Raw genomic sequence first — 17,968 nt, 5'->3', positions numbered from 1 at the left:
CGCGTTCGGGCGCACCTGGACGCACCCGGACGCGCTCGGACGGTTCAGTCGCCGGCCGCGACCCCGGTCTCGCCGTCGCCGCCGGCGCTGTCGGCCGCCCGCTCGTGGAGTCCCTCCCCCGTCGAGTGGCGGAAGTAGCCGACGAGCCCGACGGCGGCGACGACGTTCGAGATCGTCACCGCCCAGAACGGGCCGAGCGCCCCCCACCCGAGGACGAACGCGCCGATCGCGGCGATCGGCACCCGAACGCCCCAGTACTGCAGCATCGTCGCGTACATGCTCACGTCCGTGCGGCCGGCGCCGTTGAACCCGGCCTCGACCGTCCAGATCGTCCCGAGCGCCCAGTAGCCGAGCGCGAGGATCTGGAGGTACGCGACCGTCAGCGTCAGCGCCTCGCCCGCGATCCCGGGCACGAACAGCGTGGCGACGGCCTCCGGCAGGAGGTACTGGACGACGCCGATCGCGCCGAGGCCGATCGCACCGATGCCGACGGCGAGCCACGTCGCCCGCGTCGCGCGGGCCGGCTTGTCTGCGCCGAGGTTCTGTCCGACGAGCGTCGTGCCGGCCGAGCCGATCGCGGCGGCTGGAACGAACACGACGGTCGCGACCCGTGCGCCGATCGTGTAGGCGGTGAGCGCGGCCGCGCCGCCGGTGATGGAGACGATCGCGACGACCACGAGCCGGGCGACCTGTCGAGCGACGCCCTGACCGATCTTCGGGACGCCGACGGTGAGGAGTTCGCGGAACTCCCCGAGGTCGAGCGAGACGGCGTTGAGATGGAACGTGAAGCCCCGATGTCCCGAGCGTGCGGCGGCGATCATGACGAGCGCGCCGACGCCGAAGCCGATCGCCGTCGCGTAGGCGGCGCCCGCGATCCCGTACCCCGGGATCGGGCCGTAGCCGAAGATGAGGACCGGGTCGAGCCCGATGCTGATCCCGATCGACAGGAGGTTCACCAGCAGCGGGGTGCGGGAGTCGCCGGCGCCGATGAACCCGTACTCGAACACGTCGCTGACGGTCGAAACGGTGTACGCCACGGCCATCGTCCCGAGGTAGATCGCGCCGAGCCGCGCGACCTCGGTTCCCGGATCGAACAGCGCCGTGAGCTGGCGGCCGAACGCGTTCGTGATCAGCACCATCCCCAGCATCACCGCGACGCCCGCGACGAGCCCGTGGAACACCGCTCGGCTGGCGCCCCGTTCATCGTCGTCGCCGATGCGCTGGGAGACGAGCACGTGTTCGCCGGTGAACACGCCGTTGACCGCCGCCGTCATCAGCCCGATCAACGGCGCCACGAGGCCGACGGCGGCGACGGCCTCGCCGCTGAGGCGGCCCAGCCAGAGCACGTCGACGATGCTCTGTGCGGTGACCGCGAGCTGCTGAGCGACGATCGGGATCGAGAGGAACGTGAGCGCTCTCCCCAATCGTCCGTCGGTGATCTCCTCGGGGGAGACGTCGAACATTCGTGGGTCTGTTCCACACTCTTGGCGATATAATAAATCCCTATCGGTTCAATCTGTTATCACATCCGATGCGTGGAAAAGACACGCAACCCCGTTCACCCGCTGGTTCGGACGCGGCGCCGGTCCCGGCGGTCTCCCGACCACGCCCCGATCGGGGGGTATACCGCACGTTTTTGCCCCCCGCGACGAACGGTGAGGTATGAGTAGTCGGCGGCGGAAGCCGGACTGGCTGAAGATGCGCCCGCCGTCCGGTCGGCGCTTCACCGAGATCAAGTCCGTCCTCCGCGACCGCGACCTCCACACGGTGTGTGAGGAGGCGAACTGTCCGAACCTCGGGGAGTGTTGGTCGGGAGGAAGCGGCCCCGGCGACGGTCCCGGGACGGCGACGTTCATGCTGATGGGCGACCGCTGCTCGCGCGGTTGCAACTTCTGCGACGTGAAGACCGGGGGAATGGAGCCGCTGGACCCCGACGAACCGGCGAACGTCGCCGACGCGGTCGCGGAGATCGGGCTCGACTACGTCGTGCTCACCTCCGTCGACCGCGACGACCTCGCCGACGGCGGCTCCCGCCACTTCGCGGAGACGATCCGCGAGATCAAGCGTCGCGACGCCTCGATCCTCGTCGAGGTGCTCATCCCCGACTTCGGGGGCGACCCCGAGGCGGTCGACCGGATCATCGACGCCGAACCGGACGTGATCGCCCACAACGTCGAGACGGTCGAGCGCCTCCAGTGGCCCGTGCGCGACCGTCGCGCCAACTATCAGCAGACCCTCGACGTGCTGGAGCGCGTCGACCGAACCTCGGACATCCGCACGAAGACGAGCGTCATGCTCGGGCTCGGCGAGTACGACCACGAGGTGTACCGCACGCTGCGGGACCTGCGGGGGGTCGGCGTCGACATCGTCACGCTCGGGCAGTACCTCCAGCCCTCGCGCTCGCACCTCGACGTGTTCGAGTACGTTCACCCGGACGCGTTCGACACCTGGGCCCGCGTCGCCGAGGAGGAGCTCGGCTTCCTCTACTGCGCCTCCGGGCCGATGGTCCGGTCGTCGTACAAGGCGGGCGAGTTCTTCGTCGAGGCGCTCGTCCGCGACGGCGCCAGCGTCGAGGAGGCGCGCGAGGCCGCACACGCCGCCGACTGACACGGACCGCCGCGACGGATCCCCGCCCGACCGTTCGAGCCCCCATTAACGATTGTCAAGAATCACGACCCCTTTTCGGCCGTTCGCAAACCAGTATCGGGAATCAGCGAATCGATACGAACGGGCGTTCGGAAAGACGGGGGGACAGTCGACGCCCTGCCAATTCTTGGCAGTATTTCTGTTCACAGTAAACTATTTACGAAAACACTATCAGGCGGGGCGGACAGCGTTCTGGTATGCGAAGGTGGGTACCGTGAGCACGCTCGAGCGCGACCCCGACGACGGAATGGTTCAGGTCCTCGACGACGAGGGCGGCGTCGTCGGCGACGTCCCGGACCTCCCCGAGGAGGAGTTCGTCGCGATGTACCGCCACATGAAACTCGCCCGCCACTTCGACGAGCGGGCGGTGTCGCTCCAGCGACAGGGGCGGATGGGAACGTACCCGCCGCTGTCCGGTCAGGAGGGTGCGCAGATCGGCTCAGCGATGGCGCTGGCCGAGGACGACTGGCTCGTCCCGTCCTACCGCGAACACGGCGCCGCGATGGTCCACGGACTGTCGCTCAAGGAGACGCTGCTGTACTGGATGGGCGACGAGCGCGGAAGCCTCATTCCCGATGACGCGAACGTCTTCACGCCGGCCGTCCCGATCGCGAGCCAGATCCCGCACGCGACGGGGATGGCCTGGGCGGACAAACTCAAGGGCGACGGCGAGACGGACACGGGGTTCCTCTGCTACTTCGGCGACGGCGCCACCTCCGAGGGCGACTTCCACGAGGGGCTGAACTTCGCCGGCGTGTTCGACACGCCGAACGTGTTCTTCTGCAACAACAACCAGTGGGCCATCTCGGTCCCGCGAGAGCGGCAGACCGCGAGCGAGACGCTGGCACAGAAGGCGGTCGCCTACGGCTTCGAGGGCGTCCAGATCGACGGGATGGACCCGCTCGCGGTGTACAAGGCGACGACGGAGGCGCTGGAGAAGGCCAAGAACCCCGGCGAGGGGGAGCGTCGCCCGACGCTGATCGAGGCGGTCCAGTACCGCTTCGGCGCCCACACGACCGCCGACGACCCGAGCGTCTACCGCGAGGACGCCGAGGTCGAGGAGTGGAAGAAGAAGGACCCGATCCCTCGACTGGAGCGGTTCCTCCGGGATCAGGACGTCCTCGACGACGAGCGCGTCGCCGCCGTCGAGGAGTCGGTCCGCGAGGAGGTCGCCGACGCGATCGACGCCGCCGAGTCGACCGTGCGGCCCGACCCGGAGTCGATGTTCGAGCACGTGTTCGCCGAGCAGCCGCCGGAGCTGCGGCGACAGGCCGAGGAGTTCGCGAGACTGCGCGAGGAGTACGGCGACGAGGCGTTCGTGGAGGAGTGATATCATGAGCACGCAAGAGCAAGAGGCCACGCAGAACCTGACGCTGGTACAGTCGGTCCGCGACGCGCTCGCGACCGAGATGGAACTGGACGACGACGTCCTCGTCATGGGCGAGGACGTCGGCAAGAACGGCGGCGTCTTCCGGGCGACCGAAGGCTTGTACGACGAGTTCGGCGAGAACCGCGTCATCGACACGCCGCTGGCGGAGTCGGGCATCATCGGCACCGCCGTCGGCATGGCCGCGATGGGGCTGAAACCCGTCCCCGAGATCCAGTTCTCCGGGTTCGCCTACCCCGGGTTCGACCAGATCGTGAGTCACATGGCCCGGCTGCGCACGCGCTCGCGGAGCCGCTACACGCTCCCGATGACGCTGCGCATGCCCTACGGCGGCGGCATCCGCGCGCCCGAGCACCACTCGGAGTCGAAGGAGGCGTTCTACACCCACGAGGCCGGGCTGAAGGTGGTCATCCCCTCGACCCCGTACGACACGAAGGGGCTGCTCATCTCGGCGATCCGCGACCCCGACCCCGTAGTCTTCATGGAGCCGAAGCTCATCTACCGCGCCTTCCGCGGCGACGTGCCCGAGGGCGACTACGAGGTGCCGATCGGCGAGGCCGTCACCCGACGGGAGGGCTCGGACGTGTCCGTGTTCACTTACGGCGCCATGACTCGGCCGACCATGGAGGCCGCCGAGGAACTGGCCGAGGAGGGTATCGACGCCGAGGTCGTCGACCTGCGAACCGTCTCCCCGATGGACCGGGAGTCGATCGTCGAGTCGTTCAAGAAGACCGGCCGCGCGTGCGTCGTCCACGAGGCGCCCAAGACCGGCGGGCTCGCGGGCGAGATCACCGCGACCCTCCAGGAGGAGGCGCTGTTGTATCAGGAGGCGCCGGTCAAGCGCGTCACCGGCTACGACGTGCCGTACCCGCTGTACGCGCTGGAGGACTACTACCTGCCGAACGCGGCGCGAGTCGCCGACGGTATCAAGGAGGCCGCGGAGTTCTGACCCATGGCCGAGAAGGAGTTCAAACTCCCCGACGTCGGCGAGGGCGTCGCCGAAGGGGAACTCGTCAACTGGCTCGTCGCCCCCGGCGACACGGTCACCGAGGACCAGCCGGTCGCCGAGGTCGAGACGGACAAGGCGCTCGTGGAGGTGCCGTCCCCGTACAACGGGACAGTGAAGCAACTGCACGCGGAGGAGGGCCAGATGGTCCCCGTCGGCGACGTGATCGTCACGTACGACGTGCCCGAGGAGGGCGACGACGCATCCGGCGAGCCGGCCGGAGAGGAGCCGGCGGCGACTGACCCGGAGGCGTCCGCCGACACCGACGCCGACGCGGCGAGCGACGGGCCAACAGCCGACGAGCCGGCGACGACCGACTCGGACGCGGGAGCGACGGACGAGGCGCCCGAACCGTCCTCGGGCCGGGTGTTCGCGCCGCCGTCCGCGCGCCGGCTCGCTCGGGAACTCGGCGTCGACATCGCCGCCGTCGAGGGGAGCGGTCCCGGCGGCCGCGTCACCGAGGGCGACGTGCGCGCACACGTGGAGACGGGCGAGTCCGAGGACGCCGGTGCCGCCGGCGGCGACTCGTCCGGTCCGAAGCAGGTCGACATCGGCGGCAAGAAGTCCGCCGTCTCCCGGAAGGGCGGGGACGACGCCGACGGAGCGACCGCCGAGGTCGCCGCCGGTTCCGCGCCCTCGTCCGTCGAAGCCGCAGGGCGCGACCGCACGCTCGCGGTTCCCGCGACCCGCAAGGCCGCCGAGGACGCCGGCGTGGACCTCGACGACGTGCCGACCGACGAGACGCGCGACGGCGAGGCGTTCGTGACGACCGAGCAGGTCGAGGGGTACGCGCAGGCGGTGAAGGAAGCGAAGGCCGCCGAGGCCGAGGAAGCCGCGGCCGGCGGCGACGGAGCGGACGCGCCCGCCCGGTCCGCCGCGGCGGGCAACGGCGCGTCCGCCTCACGCGAGCCGGAGTCGGTGCCGTACCGCGGCGTTCGCCGGACCATCGGCCAGCAGATGGAGAACTCGAAGTACACGGCACCACACGTCACCCACCACGACACGGCGGTCGTCGACGAGCTAGTCGACGTGCGCGCGGACCTGAAGGAGCGCGCCGCCGAGCGTGACGTGAAGCTCAGCTACATGCCGTTCGTCATGAAGGCGCTCGTGGCCGGGCTGAAGGAGTTCCCGTACCTCAACTCCGAACTCCGCGAGGACGACGAGGAGATCCTCCTGAAGAAGGAGTACAACCTCGGCATCGCCGTCGCGACCGACGCGGGCCTGATGGTCCCCGTCGTGAAGGACGTCGACGAGAAGTCGATCGTCGAACTCGCCGCGGAGGTGAACGACCTCGCCTCGCGCGCTCGCGAGCGCAAGGTCTCCCGCGAGGAGATGCAGGGCGGCACCTTCACGATCACCAACTTCGGCGCCATCGGCGGCGAGTACGCCACGCCGATCATCAACTACCCGGAGACGGCGATCATGGGGCTGGGCGCCATCGACGAGCGACCGGTCGCCGAGGACGGCGAGGTCCGCGCGGCCCACACGCTCCCGCTGTCGCTGTCGATCGACCACCGCGTCATCGACGGCGCCGAGGCGGGGCAGTTCACGAACTTCGTGATGGAGCGGCTGGAGAACCCGAGCCTGCTGCTGCTGGAGTAGCTCGGTTCTCCCCACATCGGCTTCCGATCCGCGCAACTTTTGCACCGCGCCGGCGACACCGCCAGCAACGAATGACTTCCTCCGTCACGATCACCGACGTCAGGCGGGCGCGCGAGCGGTTCGACCCCGACATCGTCCGCGAGACGCCCGTCGAGCGGTCCCGCTCGCTCTCGGAGATGAGCGGCGCGGACGTGCGCCTCAAGATGGAGCACCTGCAGCGCACGGGCTCGTTCAAGACCCGCGGCGCCTCGAACAAGCTCCACGAGATCGTTGAGGCGGGCGAGGGTGAACGGAGTGAGCCCTCGGAGCGAACGGCGAGCGACGCGAGCCGTGAGCACGGCGACGCGGAGCGCGTCGTCGCCGCCAGCGCCGGCAACCACGCCCAGGGCGTCGCGCTCGCGGCCTCGAACGCCGGCATCCCCGCCGTCGTCGTGATGCCCGAGGACGCCCCCCAGGCGAAGGTCGACGCGACCCGCGGCTACGGCGCGGAGGTCGTCCTCCACGGCCGGGAGTTCCAGGCTGCGGTCGCGCACGCCCGCGACCTCGCCGAGGAGCCCGGCTCCGTCTTCGTCCACGCCTACGACGACCCCGCCATCGTCGCCGGGCAGGGCACGCTCGGCCTCGAAGTCGCGGAACAGGTGCCCGATCTGGACACCGTGATCGTCCCCATCGGCGGCGGCGGGCTCATCGGGGGGGTCGCCACCGCGCTCGCGTCGGTCGCCCCCGAGGTCCGCGTCGTCGGCGTACAGGCCGAGGACGCCGCGACCGTGCCCGACAGCCTCGACAAGGGCGAGCCCGTCGACCGCGAGCACACCCGCACCATCGCCGACGGCATCGCCACCGGCGGCGTCGCCGACCTCACCTACGACCTGATCGAGCGCCACGTCGACGAGGTCGTCACCGTCAGCGACGACGAGATCGCCCACGCCATCCTCACGCTCCTCCAACGGGCCAAGCAACTGGTCGAGGGCGCCGGCGCCGCGAGCGTCGCCGGGCTGTTGTCCGGCCGCATCGACGTGGCCGACGAGACGGTCGTCCCGCTGCTGTGTGGCGGCAACATCGACATGTCGATGCTCGACACCGTGCTCGAACACGCGATGACCGACCGCGACCAGCTCCTCCGTCTGCGCGTCCGCATCGAGGACGAACCCGGCGAGCTCTCGACGCTCTCGACGGTGCTGGCGGATCGCGGCGCCAACGTCCGCCACGTTCGCCACGACCGCGCCGTCGAGGACCTGCGCGTCGGCGAGGCGTATCTCGTCTTCGAGGTCGCGGCGTCGGGCCGCGAGCACGCCGGGCAGCTCCTCGATGCGATCCGCGACCGCGACTACGAGGTCGATCGGATCAACTGAGCCACCGGCCCTCGCCGGCGACGCGACCGGAGCGAACGTTTACTCGTCCCGTGGTACTGACTATCGTTCCAGTCGAAACGAAGGGGTAATCGCCGCGATGTCTGTCGATTCGATGAACTCCGTGAACGCGAGTGACGTTTTCGGTTGTCTGACGCTCGACTGACGCCGGACCTACGGACGGCTCACGCTCGACGGACTCGTTCAGTGGTGTCGACATGTCGGGTACGGTCGCGTCGCCGGCGACGGACCGTTTCGAGAGCGGGTGATCGGTAGTCGATTCGCTCACTCCGCCCACGGATCTCCTCGCTTCGAGGGCTCGCTCACTACGTTCGCTCCGCTCACTCACTCTGCCTCGCCCGCTCACGGGTCGCTCCGCTCCCCGTTCGCTTCGAGGGCTCGCTCACTACGTTCGCTCCGCTCACTCACTCGGCCTCGCCCGCTCACGGGTCGCTCCGCTCTCCGTTCGCTTCGAGGGCTCGCTCACTACGTTCGCTCGCCCTCGCCCGCCCGATGTTCGGAGATGATCTCGTCCACCATCGCCTCGGTCTGCTCGCGCTCCCGCGCCGCGGCGCGGTCCTCCCAGTCGTCGATCACCGCCTCCACGTCGCTCTCGCGGGCGACCGCCAGCTCGTCGACCTCCTGTATCGTCACGTCGTCGGCGGGACCGACGGGGATCTCGTGGTCGAACAGCACCCGCTCGGCGGCGTCGGAGAGCCCCCCGTTCCGCAGGATCACCCGCGGCTCCGTCTCCGCGAGCCGCTCGGCCGTGGTGCGCCCGGCGCCGGAGGCGTCGCGGAGGTACACCACGTCGCCGGCGGCGAGCCCGTACTGTTCGTCGGCGCGCTCGATCGCGCGCTTCGTGAACTGCTCGACCGCCTTCACGGGGACCAGATCGCGCCCCTTCGAGACGTCCGCGAAGTCGTCGTGATCCAGCTTCCACAGCGTCTTCATGCGCGCGAGCTTGTCCTCCAGCTCCTCGACCGTCTCCTCGGCCTCGTCGCGCTCGCGCTCCAGCCGACTGTTCTCGCGCCGGATCCGCGTGACCTCGCGGTCGCGCCGGGCCTCCAGCCGCTCCTCCCGGCGGGCGTCCGACAGCTCCTCCTCCAACTCCTCGATCTCTTCCTCCTTCCCGTCGAGTTCGTCCTTGAGGTCGTCGACGTGCGACTGGAGCCGGTCGACCTGCGACTCCAGATCCCGGATGCGCTTCTCCTCGTCGGTGAGTTCGCGCGGCTCCGGTCCGGACTCCTCGGTCTCCTCGCCGTCGTCGTCGCGCAGGTCCGAAAGCGCGCCCTCCACGGACTGCTCGTCGGCGACGACGCGGGCGATCACCTCCGCGCGGTCGATCCCGGCGGGCGCCTTCCGGCCGACGCGCTCGAACTGGTCCTCGTGGCTGTCGAACGCGAACAGCGCCGCCGCGAGGGCGTCGCGCTCGTGGTCGTTGTCGTACGACTCGTCGCGGGTGCGGTGGAGCTTCTCGTCGACCGGGAGGTCGCTGTCCGGGGTCCACCCGGCGGCGTTGAAGCTCCGACGGAACGTCTCGACGGTCTCGGGCATCGGCGTCACGTCGGCGGCGACGATGACGGGGCGGCCGCGCTCGACGAGCCACTCGATCACCTCGGCGGTGTCGGCGGTCCGCGTCGAGTGCACGTCGAACACCGTGCCGTCGAGGCCGATGACGGCGGCGGCGGTCGTCGTCCCCGGGTCGATGCCGACGATCACGCGGTCGCGACGCTTCACCAGCGGCTCGAACTCGATGCCGTCGCGCCGCTCGCGTTCGATCTCGACGCGGGTGTCGCCCGATCGATGGGCGCTCACGGGGATGTCCTGCGGCCGCGCCGCCACCGAGAAGACGGCGTTCGAGTAGCCGCCGTACTTCTCGGTGATGTCGACCTCGTACTCGAGGCCGGCGTCCTCCAACTCGGACTCCACCTCGCGGGCCTGCCGCTTCACGTTCCCGTGGATACGGCGCGTGTATCGGTCCTGGCTCCAGCCGCCCTTTCCGGTCGAGCGGCCGCGGGCCACCTTCACCGTCGTCGTGTCGGTGAAGGCGGTCACCTCGTAGCCGACGTTCGCGGCCGCGAGGCGGGCGCTCGCCTCCGCCTCCTGCATCGGCTTCTTGCCGTAGGGGACGCCGTGGCGGGAGGCGACCCGCGAGAGCGGTTCCGGCCGCTCGGCGCCGGTGACCTGCACGAGCGAGGTCCCGTGCGGGAGCGCACGCAGGAACCGGACGAGGTCGTCCTTGTCGGCGGCGAGCTCGTAGGCGTTGTCGGTGGCGATGACGGCGGGCTCGTCCGCCTCGATCCGTCGTCGGAGCTTTCGGTGGGAGACGACGTCCCGCTCGATCGACTCGCCGTCGAAGACGACGAGCGCGTAGGAGGGTGCGTCGCCCCGGATGTCGCCGCTCTGGATGTCGACCCCGAACACGAGGGAGTCGAGCGCGCTCGTCCGGGCGTTCACGGCCGCGTGTTGGCGGCTGGCGCGTAAAAACTCCGCGCCGGGGTCACTCCTCGTCCGTCTCGGGGTACGGAACCTCGATCTCGTCGCCGTCATCGGGGAGGAACGCCTCCCCGTCGAAGGCCTCTCGCGCCTCTCGCTCCAGGTTCCGTGCTCGCCCCGCGTATCGCGAGGAAACGTGAGTGAGCGCGAGTCGCTTCGCGCCCGCACGGTCGGCGATCCGGGCCGCCTCGACGGCCGTCGAGTGGGCGGTCTGTCGGGCGCGTTCTGCGTCCTCGTCGAGGAACGTCGCGTCGTGAACGAGGAGGTCCGCCCCCTCGGCGACCTCGACGGTCGCGTCGACCGGGCGAGTGTCGCCGGTGTAGACGATCCGCCGACCGGGACGCGGCGGGCCGACCACCTGTTCGGGCTCGATGACGCGACCGTCGTCCAACTCGACCGGCTGGCCGTCGTGGAGTTTGCCGTACGCGGGGCCGGGCGGGATGTCCAGTTCCCGCTCGGCCTTCTCGCGGTCGAACCGACCCTTCCGGTCGGCCTCGACGAGCGCGTAGCCGACCGAGGAGGTGCGGTGGTCCGTCTCGAACGTCCGGATCTCGTACTCCTCGCGGTCGAGGGCGACGGCGCCCGGGCGGACCTCGTGGACGGTGACCGGGAAGCTCGGGTCGTGGCCGGCGGCGTGGACCAGCTCCGTGAGGTGGCGCTTCGACCCGGGCGGGCCGTGGATCGCCAGCGGCGCCTCGCGATCGTTGAAACTGAGGCTCTGGATCAGCCCCGGGATCCCGAGCACGTGATCGCCGTGGAGATGGGTGACGAACAGGTGCGAGAAGCCGAAGCCGGTACCGAAGCGCATCATCTGCCGCTGGGTTCCCTCCCCGCAGTCGAAGAGGAACTCGTCGCCCTCGCGGTTCAGGTACAGCGCGCTCGGCGCACGCGCCACCGTGGGTACCGCGCCGCTCGTCCCGAGGAAGGTGACCCGTATCATACCCGGGAGTGGTAGTGCCGACGGTGAAACGCTGTCGAAGCGGCGTGCGCCCGGCGGGACCGTTCACCCGTCGTCCGTCGGTCCGACAGGGCGTGACTGAATCCTGCGCTGTCCCGCGATTAATTCGGATGAATCCAGGAGAATTCGGGTTTGTGACCGTCCCGGTATATGCCGCCGGGGGCGCAACGACCGATCGCAATGACCCGACACACGACCGGTTGGGCCGCCGTCGCCGCGGCCCTGATGTTGATCCTCGCCGGCTGCGCCGGCGGCGTTCCCTCCGGGCCCTCCGGGGGCGACGCCGGCACCGCCGACGGCGGGGACGACGGGGGGACCGTCAACTTCTACATCAGCGACCAGCAGAACGCGATCGACCAGTTCGAACACCTGAACGTCACGATCACCGAGGTCACGCTCGTTCGGGCCGACACGGATGACGCCGACGACACCGAGGACGCCGAGTCCGACGACAGCGACGCGGACGACGAGAACGAGACGGAGACGACCGAACCGACCGAGACGCCCGAGTCCGACGACGCGGATGACGGGGGCGAGCAGGTGACCTACGAGGTCGACAACGTCACCCTCGACCTGACCGAGCTGCAGGGCGCGAACGCCTCCAAGCTGGGGTCGGTTCCGGTGCCCAACGGCACGTACACGAAGGTGTCCGTCGAGATCAGTTCGGTCGAGGGTACCCTCACTGACGGCTCCTCCGCGGACGTGAAGCTGCCGTCGAACAAGCTCCGACTGAACAAGGAGTTCACCGTCGGCAACGGCGAGGAGGTCGACTTCGTCTTCGACGTGACCGTGTTCGAGCGCGGTCCAAACGGCTACATCCTCAAGCCGGTCGCCGGCGAGTCCGGCACGAGCGACGAGGTCGAGATCCGCGACGTCGACGAGGACGACGAGCGCGAGGAGGCCGAGGACGCTGACGACGCGGACGAGTCGGACGACGCCACCGAGACGGAGGAGGCCGAGTCCGACGACGAGTCCGACCGCGGCGAGGACACCGGCGACGACTCGTCGGGGCAGTCCTCGATGGACTTCTACCTCAGCGACGAGGAGAACGCCATGGGCGACTTCGCCCACCTCAACGTCACCGTGACGAAGGTCGGGCTCCAGCGCGGCGGCGAGTCGGGCGGGTGGGTCGAGAAGGACGTCGACGACCGGACGATCGACCTGACGACGCTGCCGGGCACGAACGCCACGAGGCTCGGCACCTTCGGCGTCGACAACGGCACGTACACGAAGGTGTTCGTCTACGTCGACGAGGTCGACGCGACGCTTGAGAACGGCGACTCCGCGAACGTGAAGCTGCCGTCGAGCAAGCTCCAGCTCAACAAGGAGTTCACCGTCGGCAACGGCGAGGAGGTCGACTTCGTCTACGACATGTCGGTGTTCAAGGCCGGCAACTCGGGGAAGTACATCCTCAAGCCGGTCGTGAGCGAGTCCGGTACGAGTGACGAGGTGCCCATCGAGGACGTCGACGAGACGGACTCGGACGACGATTCCGACGAGGCGTCCGCCGAGCTGAACGCCTCGTTCGTGGGGAACGTCACGGCCGGCGAGAACGCGACCGTCGAGGTGACGCGAAACGGCTCGGCCGTCGAGGACGCCACGGTCGAGGTCACGCAGGAGGTCGACGGCGAGGAGACCACCGAGACGCTCACCACCGACGCGAACGGAACGGTCACGTTCGCGGTCGACGCCAACGCAAGCGAACTGAGCGTCGAGGCGACCGCGGGCGACGGCGAGGCGGAACTCGAACGCGAGTTCGAGACCGAGGAGGATGACTCCGAGGAGAGCGAGGAGGTGTCCGAGTCGGCCGATCTGAGCGCCTCGTTCGCGGGGAACGTCACCGCGGGCGAGAACGCGACCGTCGAGGTGACGCGCAACGGTTCGACCGTCGAGAACGCCACGGTCGAGGTCACGCAGGAGGTCGACGGCGACGAGACCACCGAGACGTACAGCACTGACGTGAACGGGACGGTCACGTTCGCGGTCGACGCCAACGCGACCGAGCTGACGGTCGAGGTGACCGCCGGCGACGACGAGGCCGAGTTGGAGCGGGAGTTCGAGACGACCGGCGGGGACGACGCTGACGGGACCGATGACGAGTCCGACGCTGCGGCGCTACGCGCTTCCGCGGTCTGAGCGCCGATAGCCGATCAACGATCAGGCAGTACGGCAACGCTCGCGCCGACTTTCGGCGGCTTTCACCGATTGGGAACCACCTCTCGTTTATACCGTAACGGCCGTCCAATTCACATCTGTGAGGTGAGACCCATGGCATACTCGGAAACCAACCCGCTGGCCGAGAACTTCGGCTTCGATGTCGGCGGGCCGATCGCGGCGTACTGGATCGCGCTCCTGCGCGTCATCACCGGCTGGTGGTTCTTCCACGCCGGCGTGACGAAGCTCATCGAGGACGGCCTGAACTTCACGTACGGGCCGATGTACATGCAGGAGATGACGGGGACCGCCCTCGGACCGATCCCGGTCTGGATGGGGAACAACCTCGCGTGGCTCATCGCGCCCGGCGTCCCGCTGTTCGAGACGCTCATCGGGCTCGCGCTGATCGCCGGGGCGTTCGTCCGACTCGCCGCGCTCGGCGGGGCGTTCTTCATGACCCTGTTCTGGATCGGGAACGCGGGCTTCGGCCACGGGGTCGTCAACAGCGACTTCATGGGCCTGCTCCTGTTCGTCACGATGATCGTCCTCGGGGCCGGGCGGTACTACGGCCTCGACGGGATCCTCGAGAAGACGGGACTGGTGAAGGCGAACCCGAAACTGCGGTACCTGCTCGGCTAAGGAGGTGACACACATGACTCAACAATTCGACATCGTCGACAAGGTCGCGCTGGCCGTCGGCGCGGCCCTGATGCTGCTGGGCGTCGTGGTCCTCGGCCTCATCGAGGTTCTCGCGGGCCAGCCGTACGGGGCCGCTCCGCTGACGAACGAGGCGGGCGAGGTGATCGCGACTCCCGCCATTGACCCCGTGGTCCGAACCGGACTGGTGATCCTCGGTCTGGTCGTCCTGCTGCTGTGGGGCGTCTACCGGGCGATCACGGTCGACGCTCCGGCCGACCGGACGCCGAGGGAAGTGACCGCTGACTGAAGGAAGTGACCGCTGACTGAACGACGACCGCCCGCGAACCGACCGCGGGCGACGCGAGCACCGCCGTGTCGACCGCGCGGGTCGATCCGGTTTCCGACCGCCGCTTTTCGTGACACGCTCGACACGCAGCGACGGCGCCGTTCCCCGGTCTGACCCCGCCGAGGAGCGTCGCCCCCGCGAACGGTAGGGTTCAAGCCGCCCGGACCGCTATCGGCTGGTAATGGACGGCCCGCTGTGGACGGACACACACGCTCCCGAGCTCGCGGACCTCCCGCAGGAGGACGTACGCGAGCGGCTCTCTCGGGCGGTGGACGAGCCGATGAACCTCGTGCTGCAGGGTCCGCCGGGATCGGGCAAGACCGCCGCCGTGCGCGCGCTCGCGGCGGCGGCCCACGACGACCCCGACAACGACCTCATCGAGATCAACGTCGCGGACTTCTTCGGCCGAACGAAGAAGGAGATCCGCGAGGACCCCCGCTTCGCCTCGTTCCTGGAGGGGCGCTCGCGGATGGCCAAACGCGACATGATCAACCGCGTACTCAAGGAGTCGGCGGCGAACGCGCCGATGTCGGGCACGTACAAGACGGTCCTGCTGGACAACGCCGAGGCGATCCGCGAGGACTTCCAGCAGGCGCTGCGCCGCGTGATGGAGCAGTACCATCGGACCACGCAGTTCGTCATCGCGACCCGCCAGCCCGCGAAGCTCATTCCGCCGATCCGCTCGCGGTGTTTCCCGGTGCCCGTGCGCGCGCCGGCGACCGACGAGACGATCGAGGTCCTCCGCGGGATCTGCGAGGCGGAGGGCGTCGCTCACGACGACGACGGGCTGGAGTTCGTCGCCAGCGCGGCCGCCGGCGACCTCCGAAAGGCGGTCCTCTCGGCGCAGACGACCGCCGTCGAACACGACGAGGTGACGATGAGCGCCGCCTACGAGACGCTCGGCGAGGTCGGGACCGACGAGGAGGTCCGCTCGGCGCTGTCGGCCGCACGGACGGGCGACCTGAAGGAGGCTCGGTCGACGCTCGACGACCTCCTGCACGACGAGGGGTACGAGGGCGGCGACCTCCTGCGGGAGATCCTCCGCGTCGCGCGCTCGAAGTCCGAGGCCTCCCCCGAGGCGGTCGCGCGGCTTCACGCCCTCGCCGGGGAGATCGACCTCGACCTCGTGGAGGGGAGCGACGACCGCATCCACCTCACCCACCTGCTCGCGGCGTGGGGTGCGGGTCGGACGACGACCGAGACCGGCGTGCGAGACCCCGCGGACGCGTGATATCGATCCCGACTGCCGTCCCGATCCCGGATCTCGCCCCCGGAAGCGAGCGACGCGTGTTCGTCCCGTTCGCGCTCGCGGTCCCGTTCCTGTTCCTCGTGCCGCCGCTGGGGCTGCTCCTGCTGGGTGTCGGGGCGTTCTCGGCGTACTTCTACCGCGACCCCGACCGCGAACCCGCCGGCGAGGGGGTCCTCGCCCCCGCCGACGGACACGTCTCGGTGATCCGGGAGGACGGCGACCGCGTCCGCGTCGGCGTGTTCATGAGCCCCTTCGACGTGCACGTCTGTCGCGCGCCCGCCGACGGGGAAGTGACGCGGCTGGACCACCGCGGCGCCGCCCACCGGCCGGCGTTCGTCAAGGAGTCCGAGCGCAACGAGCGCTTCGAGTACACGCTGCGGGAAGACGCCGGCGGGGCGGGCGACGCCACGGAAGACGGAGCTGACGCCGAGCCGGACGGCGACGCCGGGCACGTCGACGGCGCGCTCATCGCGGGCTGGTTCGCCCGCCGGATAACCCCCTACGTTTCGCCTGGAGACCCGGTCACACGGGGCGCACGGATCGGCTACATCGCGTTCGGCTCGCGGGCCGACGTGGTGCTCCCGTCCGGCTACACCGCCGAGAACGTCCGTGTGAGCCGGGGAGAGGCGGTTCGTGCGGGCGAGTCCGTGATCGCTCGACGGGACTGACGACCCGCCGTCGCCGCCGCGTCCCGTCGCGTCCCGCCCCCGACGTTCACTTTCACTCCGGGGTCCCGCGCGACCGTGTGGGTTATGCCCGCCAGCGGTCCACCGTCTCCCATGCCGGGCAACCCGAAGGGAGACCGCCGGGAACGCGAACTCGTCAACAGGCTTCACGACGCCGGCTTCGCGGTGATGCGCGCGCCCGCGAGCGGCTCCTCCACGGACCGCGAACTGCCGGACGTGCTCGCGGGCGACGGCCGGGTGTTCTACGCGGTCGAGGCGAAGTCCTCCTCGGGCGACCCCATCTACCTCCGCGGCGAGGAGGTGGAGGCGCTCATCTACTTCTCGCGCAACTTCGGCGCCTCGCCGAAGATCGGGGTGCGGTTCGACCGCGAGGACTGGTACTTCTTCCATCCGGGCGACCTCTACGTCACCGACGGCGGGAACTACCGGGTGAAGAAGGAGACGGCGCTCGCGGACGGCGAGACGATCGACGACCTGCTGACCGCCAGCGAGGACACCGAGTCCGACACCAGCGTGGGGGAGGTGCTCAACGCCGTCGAGCAGGGCGTCCTCTCGGTTGAGGAGGCCGAGGAGATGTTGTAGCCGCCGGCTTGGTCAGTCGTCTCGATCAGTTCGGATGCCGATGACGGGCGTCTCCGGCCGTTCCGAAGGATCGAGCCGCCGGAGCCGCGAGGCGGGGAAGCCGTAGCGCTTGCGCCCGGACACGTCCAGCGGGCCGGGGCTGGCGGGGGCGTTGCCGGCGTACACCGCCTCGATCACGGGCTCGTGGTCGCCGTAGTCGGTGTTGGTCTCGTAGTCGCTGATCCGTCTCCCGTCGCCGGTCTCGCGCTCGTCGGCGCGATCGGTCGTGACACCCGTGACGACGAGCAGCTTGTCGGTCTCGCGGTCGCGGACGAACGAGCCGACGGCGGGGCGGTGGTCGCCACAGAGGAACGCGCCCGTCTCGCGGGCGGGAACGAACACCCCGTCGCCGCAGACGGCGCAGGCGGCGACGCGCTCGCCGGGCGCCGGAATGCGGCCGATGCCGACCTCCATGTCGACGCGTCGGAGGTGCTTGCAGCGACTCCCGCGGATCGCGTGGTCCGGGCAGGTGCAGGCGTCGCTCCCGAGATCGACGACGTAGGTGCCGCCCTCGGTGTCGACGAGGTACCGCTCTTCGTCGCGGAGGGCGTACACGGCCATCGGCTCCGTCCTGGCGCGCGCGGCCCGCCCGGAGTCACGTGGGTGGGCGGCGTCGACGGCGTACAGACTACCCGGTCCGTCGGGCCCATCGGGGCTGTCCGGCACGTCCTCGGGAAGCGTCCCTCGTCCGCGCGTCCCGTGGCTCCCGCGGTCGTCGTCGCGTTCCCGGTCGTGGCCTCGCTCCGGTCGCTCGTGGGCGGTGAGTGGGGGAGTCATCTGTCGACGGATCTACGGGTCGAGCGACCCTAAGGGCTCGGTCGGTCCG

Annotated in this window: 15 protein-coding genes; 11 read left to right on the top strand and 4 right to left on the bottom strand. The window is 69.8% G+C overall.

The annotated features are described in order from the left end of the window. Window positions 1-44: 44 nt before the first annotated feature. A complete protein-coding gene (locus GRX01_RS02610) occupies window positions 45-1,463 on the bottom strand; it encodes an MATE family efflux transporter (RefSeq protein WP_159663074.1) in 1,419 nt (472 codons plus the stop codon). 199 nt (window positions 1,464-1,662) lie between these two features. Between GRX01_RS02610 and lipA the strand changes: the two genes are divergently transcribed. From lipA to ilvA, 5 genes are all read left to right on the top strand, one after another. Then, a complete protein-coding gene (gene lipA, locus GRX01_RS02605; RefSeq protein ID WP_159663072.1) occupies window positions 1,663-2,607 on the top strand; it encodes a lipoyl synthase in 945 nt (314 codons plus the stop codon). Window positions 2,608-2,860: 253 nt separating this feature from the next. Then, on the top strand, window positions 2,861-3,976 hold the full coding sequence (gene pdhA / locus GRX01_RS02600; RefSeq protein ID WP_321167875.1) for a pyruvate dehydrogenase (acetyl-transferring) E1 component subunit alpha: 1,116 nt from the start codon (window positions 2,861-2,863) through the stop codon (window positions 3,974-3,976). 4 nt (window positions 3,977-3,980) lie between these two features. Continuing rightward, window positions 3,981-4,982: an alpha-ketoacid dehydrogenase subunit beta gene (locus tag GRX01_RS02595; RefSeq protein ID WP_159663070.1), complete on the top strand. Its 1,002-nt coding sequence runs from the start codon at window positions 3,981-3,983 to the stop codon at window positions 4,980-4,982. A gap of 3 nt (window positions 4,983-4,985) precedes the next feature. Continuing rightward, window positions 4,986-6,641: a dihydrolipoamide acetyltransferase family protein gene (locus GRX01_RS02590; RefSeq protein WP_159663068.1), complete on the top strand. Its 1,656-nt coding sequence runs from the start codon at window positions 4,986-4,988 to the stop codon at window positions 6,639-6,641. 71 nt (window positions 6,642-6,712) lie between these two features. Beyond that, complete coding sequence (gene ilvA / locus GRX01_RS02585) at window positions 6,713-7,993, top strand: threonine ammonia-lyase (RefSeq protein WP_159663066.1); 1,281 nt, start codon at window positions 6,713-6,715, stop codon at window positions 7,991-7,993. A 483-nt stretch (window positions 7,994-8,476) separates the two neighbouring features. Here ilvA and GRX01_RS02580 read toward each other — a convergent pair whose 3' ends face one another. Together GRX01_RS02580 and rnz are read right to left on the bottom strand one after the other, a co-directional pair. Continuing rightward, window positions 8,477-10,450 carry a DUF460 domain-containing protein gene (locus GRX01_RS02580; RefSeq protein WP_321167874.1) on the bottom strand — a complete coding sequence of 658 codons (1,974 nt, stop codon included), beginning with the start codon at window positions 10,448-10,450 and terminating at the stop codon, window positions 8,477-8,479. A gap of 43 nt (window positions 10,451-10,493) precedes the next feature. Further along, complete coding sequence (gene rnz, locus GRX01_RS02575; RefSeq protein ID WP_159663062.1) at window positions 10,494-11,429, bottom strand: ribonuclease Z; 936 nt, start codon at window positions 11,427-11,429, stop codon at window positions 10,494-10,496. 198 nt (window positions 11,430-11,627) lie between these two features. Here rnz and GRX01_RS19675 point away from each other — a divergent pair, with 198 nt between their 5' ends. From GRX01_RS19675 to hjc, 6 genes are all read left to right on the top strand, one after another. Continuing rightward, entirely contained in the window at window positions 11,628-13,583 is a 1,956-nt protein-coding gene (locus tag GRX01_RS19675; protein WP_159663060.1) for a DUF4382 domain-containing protein, read from the top strand. 132 nt (window positions 13,584-13,715) lie between these two features. Continuing rightward, window positions 13,716-14,240, top strand: a complete 525-nt coding sequence (locus GRX01_RS02565) for a DoxX family protein (RefSeq protein WP_159663058.1) — start codon at window positions 13,716-13,718, stop codon at window positions 14,238-14,240. A gap of 13 nt (window positions 14,241-14,253) precedes the next feature. Further along, complete coding sequence (locus GRX01_RS02560; RefSeq protein ID WP_159663056.1) at window positions 14,254-14,547, top strand: hypothetical protein; 294 nt, start codon at window positions 14,254-14,256, stop codon at window positions 14,545-14,547. Window positions 14,548-14,767: 220 nt separating this feature from the next. Beyond that, a complete protein-coding gene (locus GRX01_RS02555) occupies window positions 14,768-15,817 on the top strand; it encodes an AAA family ATPase (protein WP_159663054.1) in 1,050 nt (349 codons plus the stop codon). Further along, on the top strand, window positions 15,814-16,503 hold the full coding sequence (locus tag GRX01_RS02550) for a protein sorting system archaetidylserine decarboxylase (RefSeq protein WP_321167873.1): 690 nt from the start codon (window positions 15,814-15,816) through the stop codon (window positions 16,501-16,503). The genes GRX01_RS02555 and GRX01_RS02550 overlap by 4 nt, the downstream gene beginning before the upstream one ends. Before the next feature lie 111 nt (window positions 16,504-16,614). Beyond that, window positions 16,615-17,103, top strand: a complete 489-nt coding sequence (gene hjc / locus GRX01_RS02545; RefSeq protein ID WP_159663052.1) for a Holliday junction resolvase Hjc — start codon at window positions 16,615-16,617, stop codon at window positions 17,101-17,103. Between the two features lie 12 nt (window positions 17,104-17,115). Here hjc and GRX01_RS02540 read toward each other — a convergent pair whose 3' ends face one another. After that, on the bottom strand, window positions 17,116-17,919 hold the full coding sequence (locus tag GRX01_RS02540; RefSeq protein WP_233740810.1) for an SWIM zinc finger family protein: 804 nt from the start codon (window positions 17,917-17,919) through the stop codon (window positions 17,116-17,118). Between the last annotated feature and the right edge of the window lie 49 nt (window positions 17,920-17,968).

Source organism: Halobaculum saliterrae (genome assembly GCF_009831625.1).
In the GTDB taxonomy this organism is placed as follows: domain Archaea; phylum Halobacteriota; class Halobacteria; order Halobacteriales; family Haloferacaceae; genus Halobaculum; species Halobaculum saliterrae.
The sequence above is the reverse complement of the archived record's forward strand: the minus strand, read 5'-3'. Positions and strand labels throughout refer to the sequence as shown.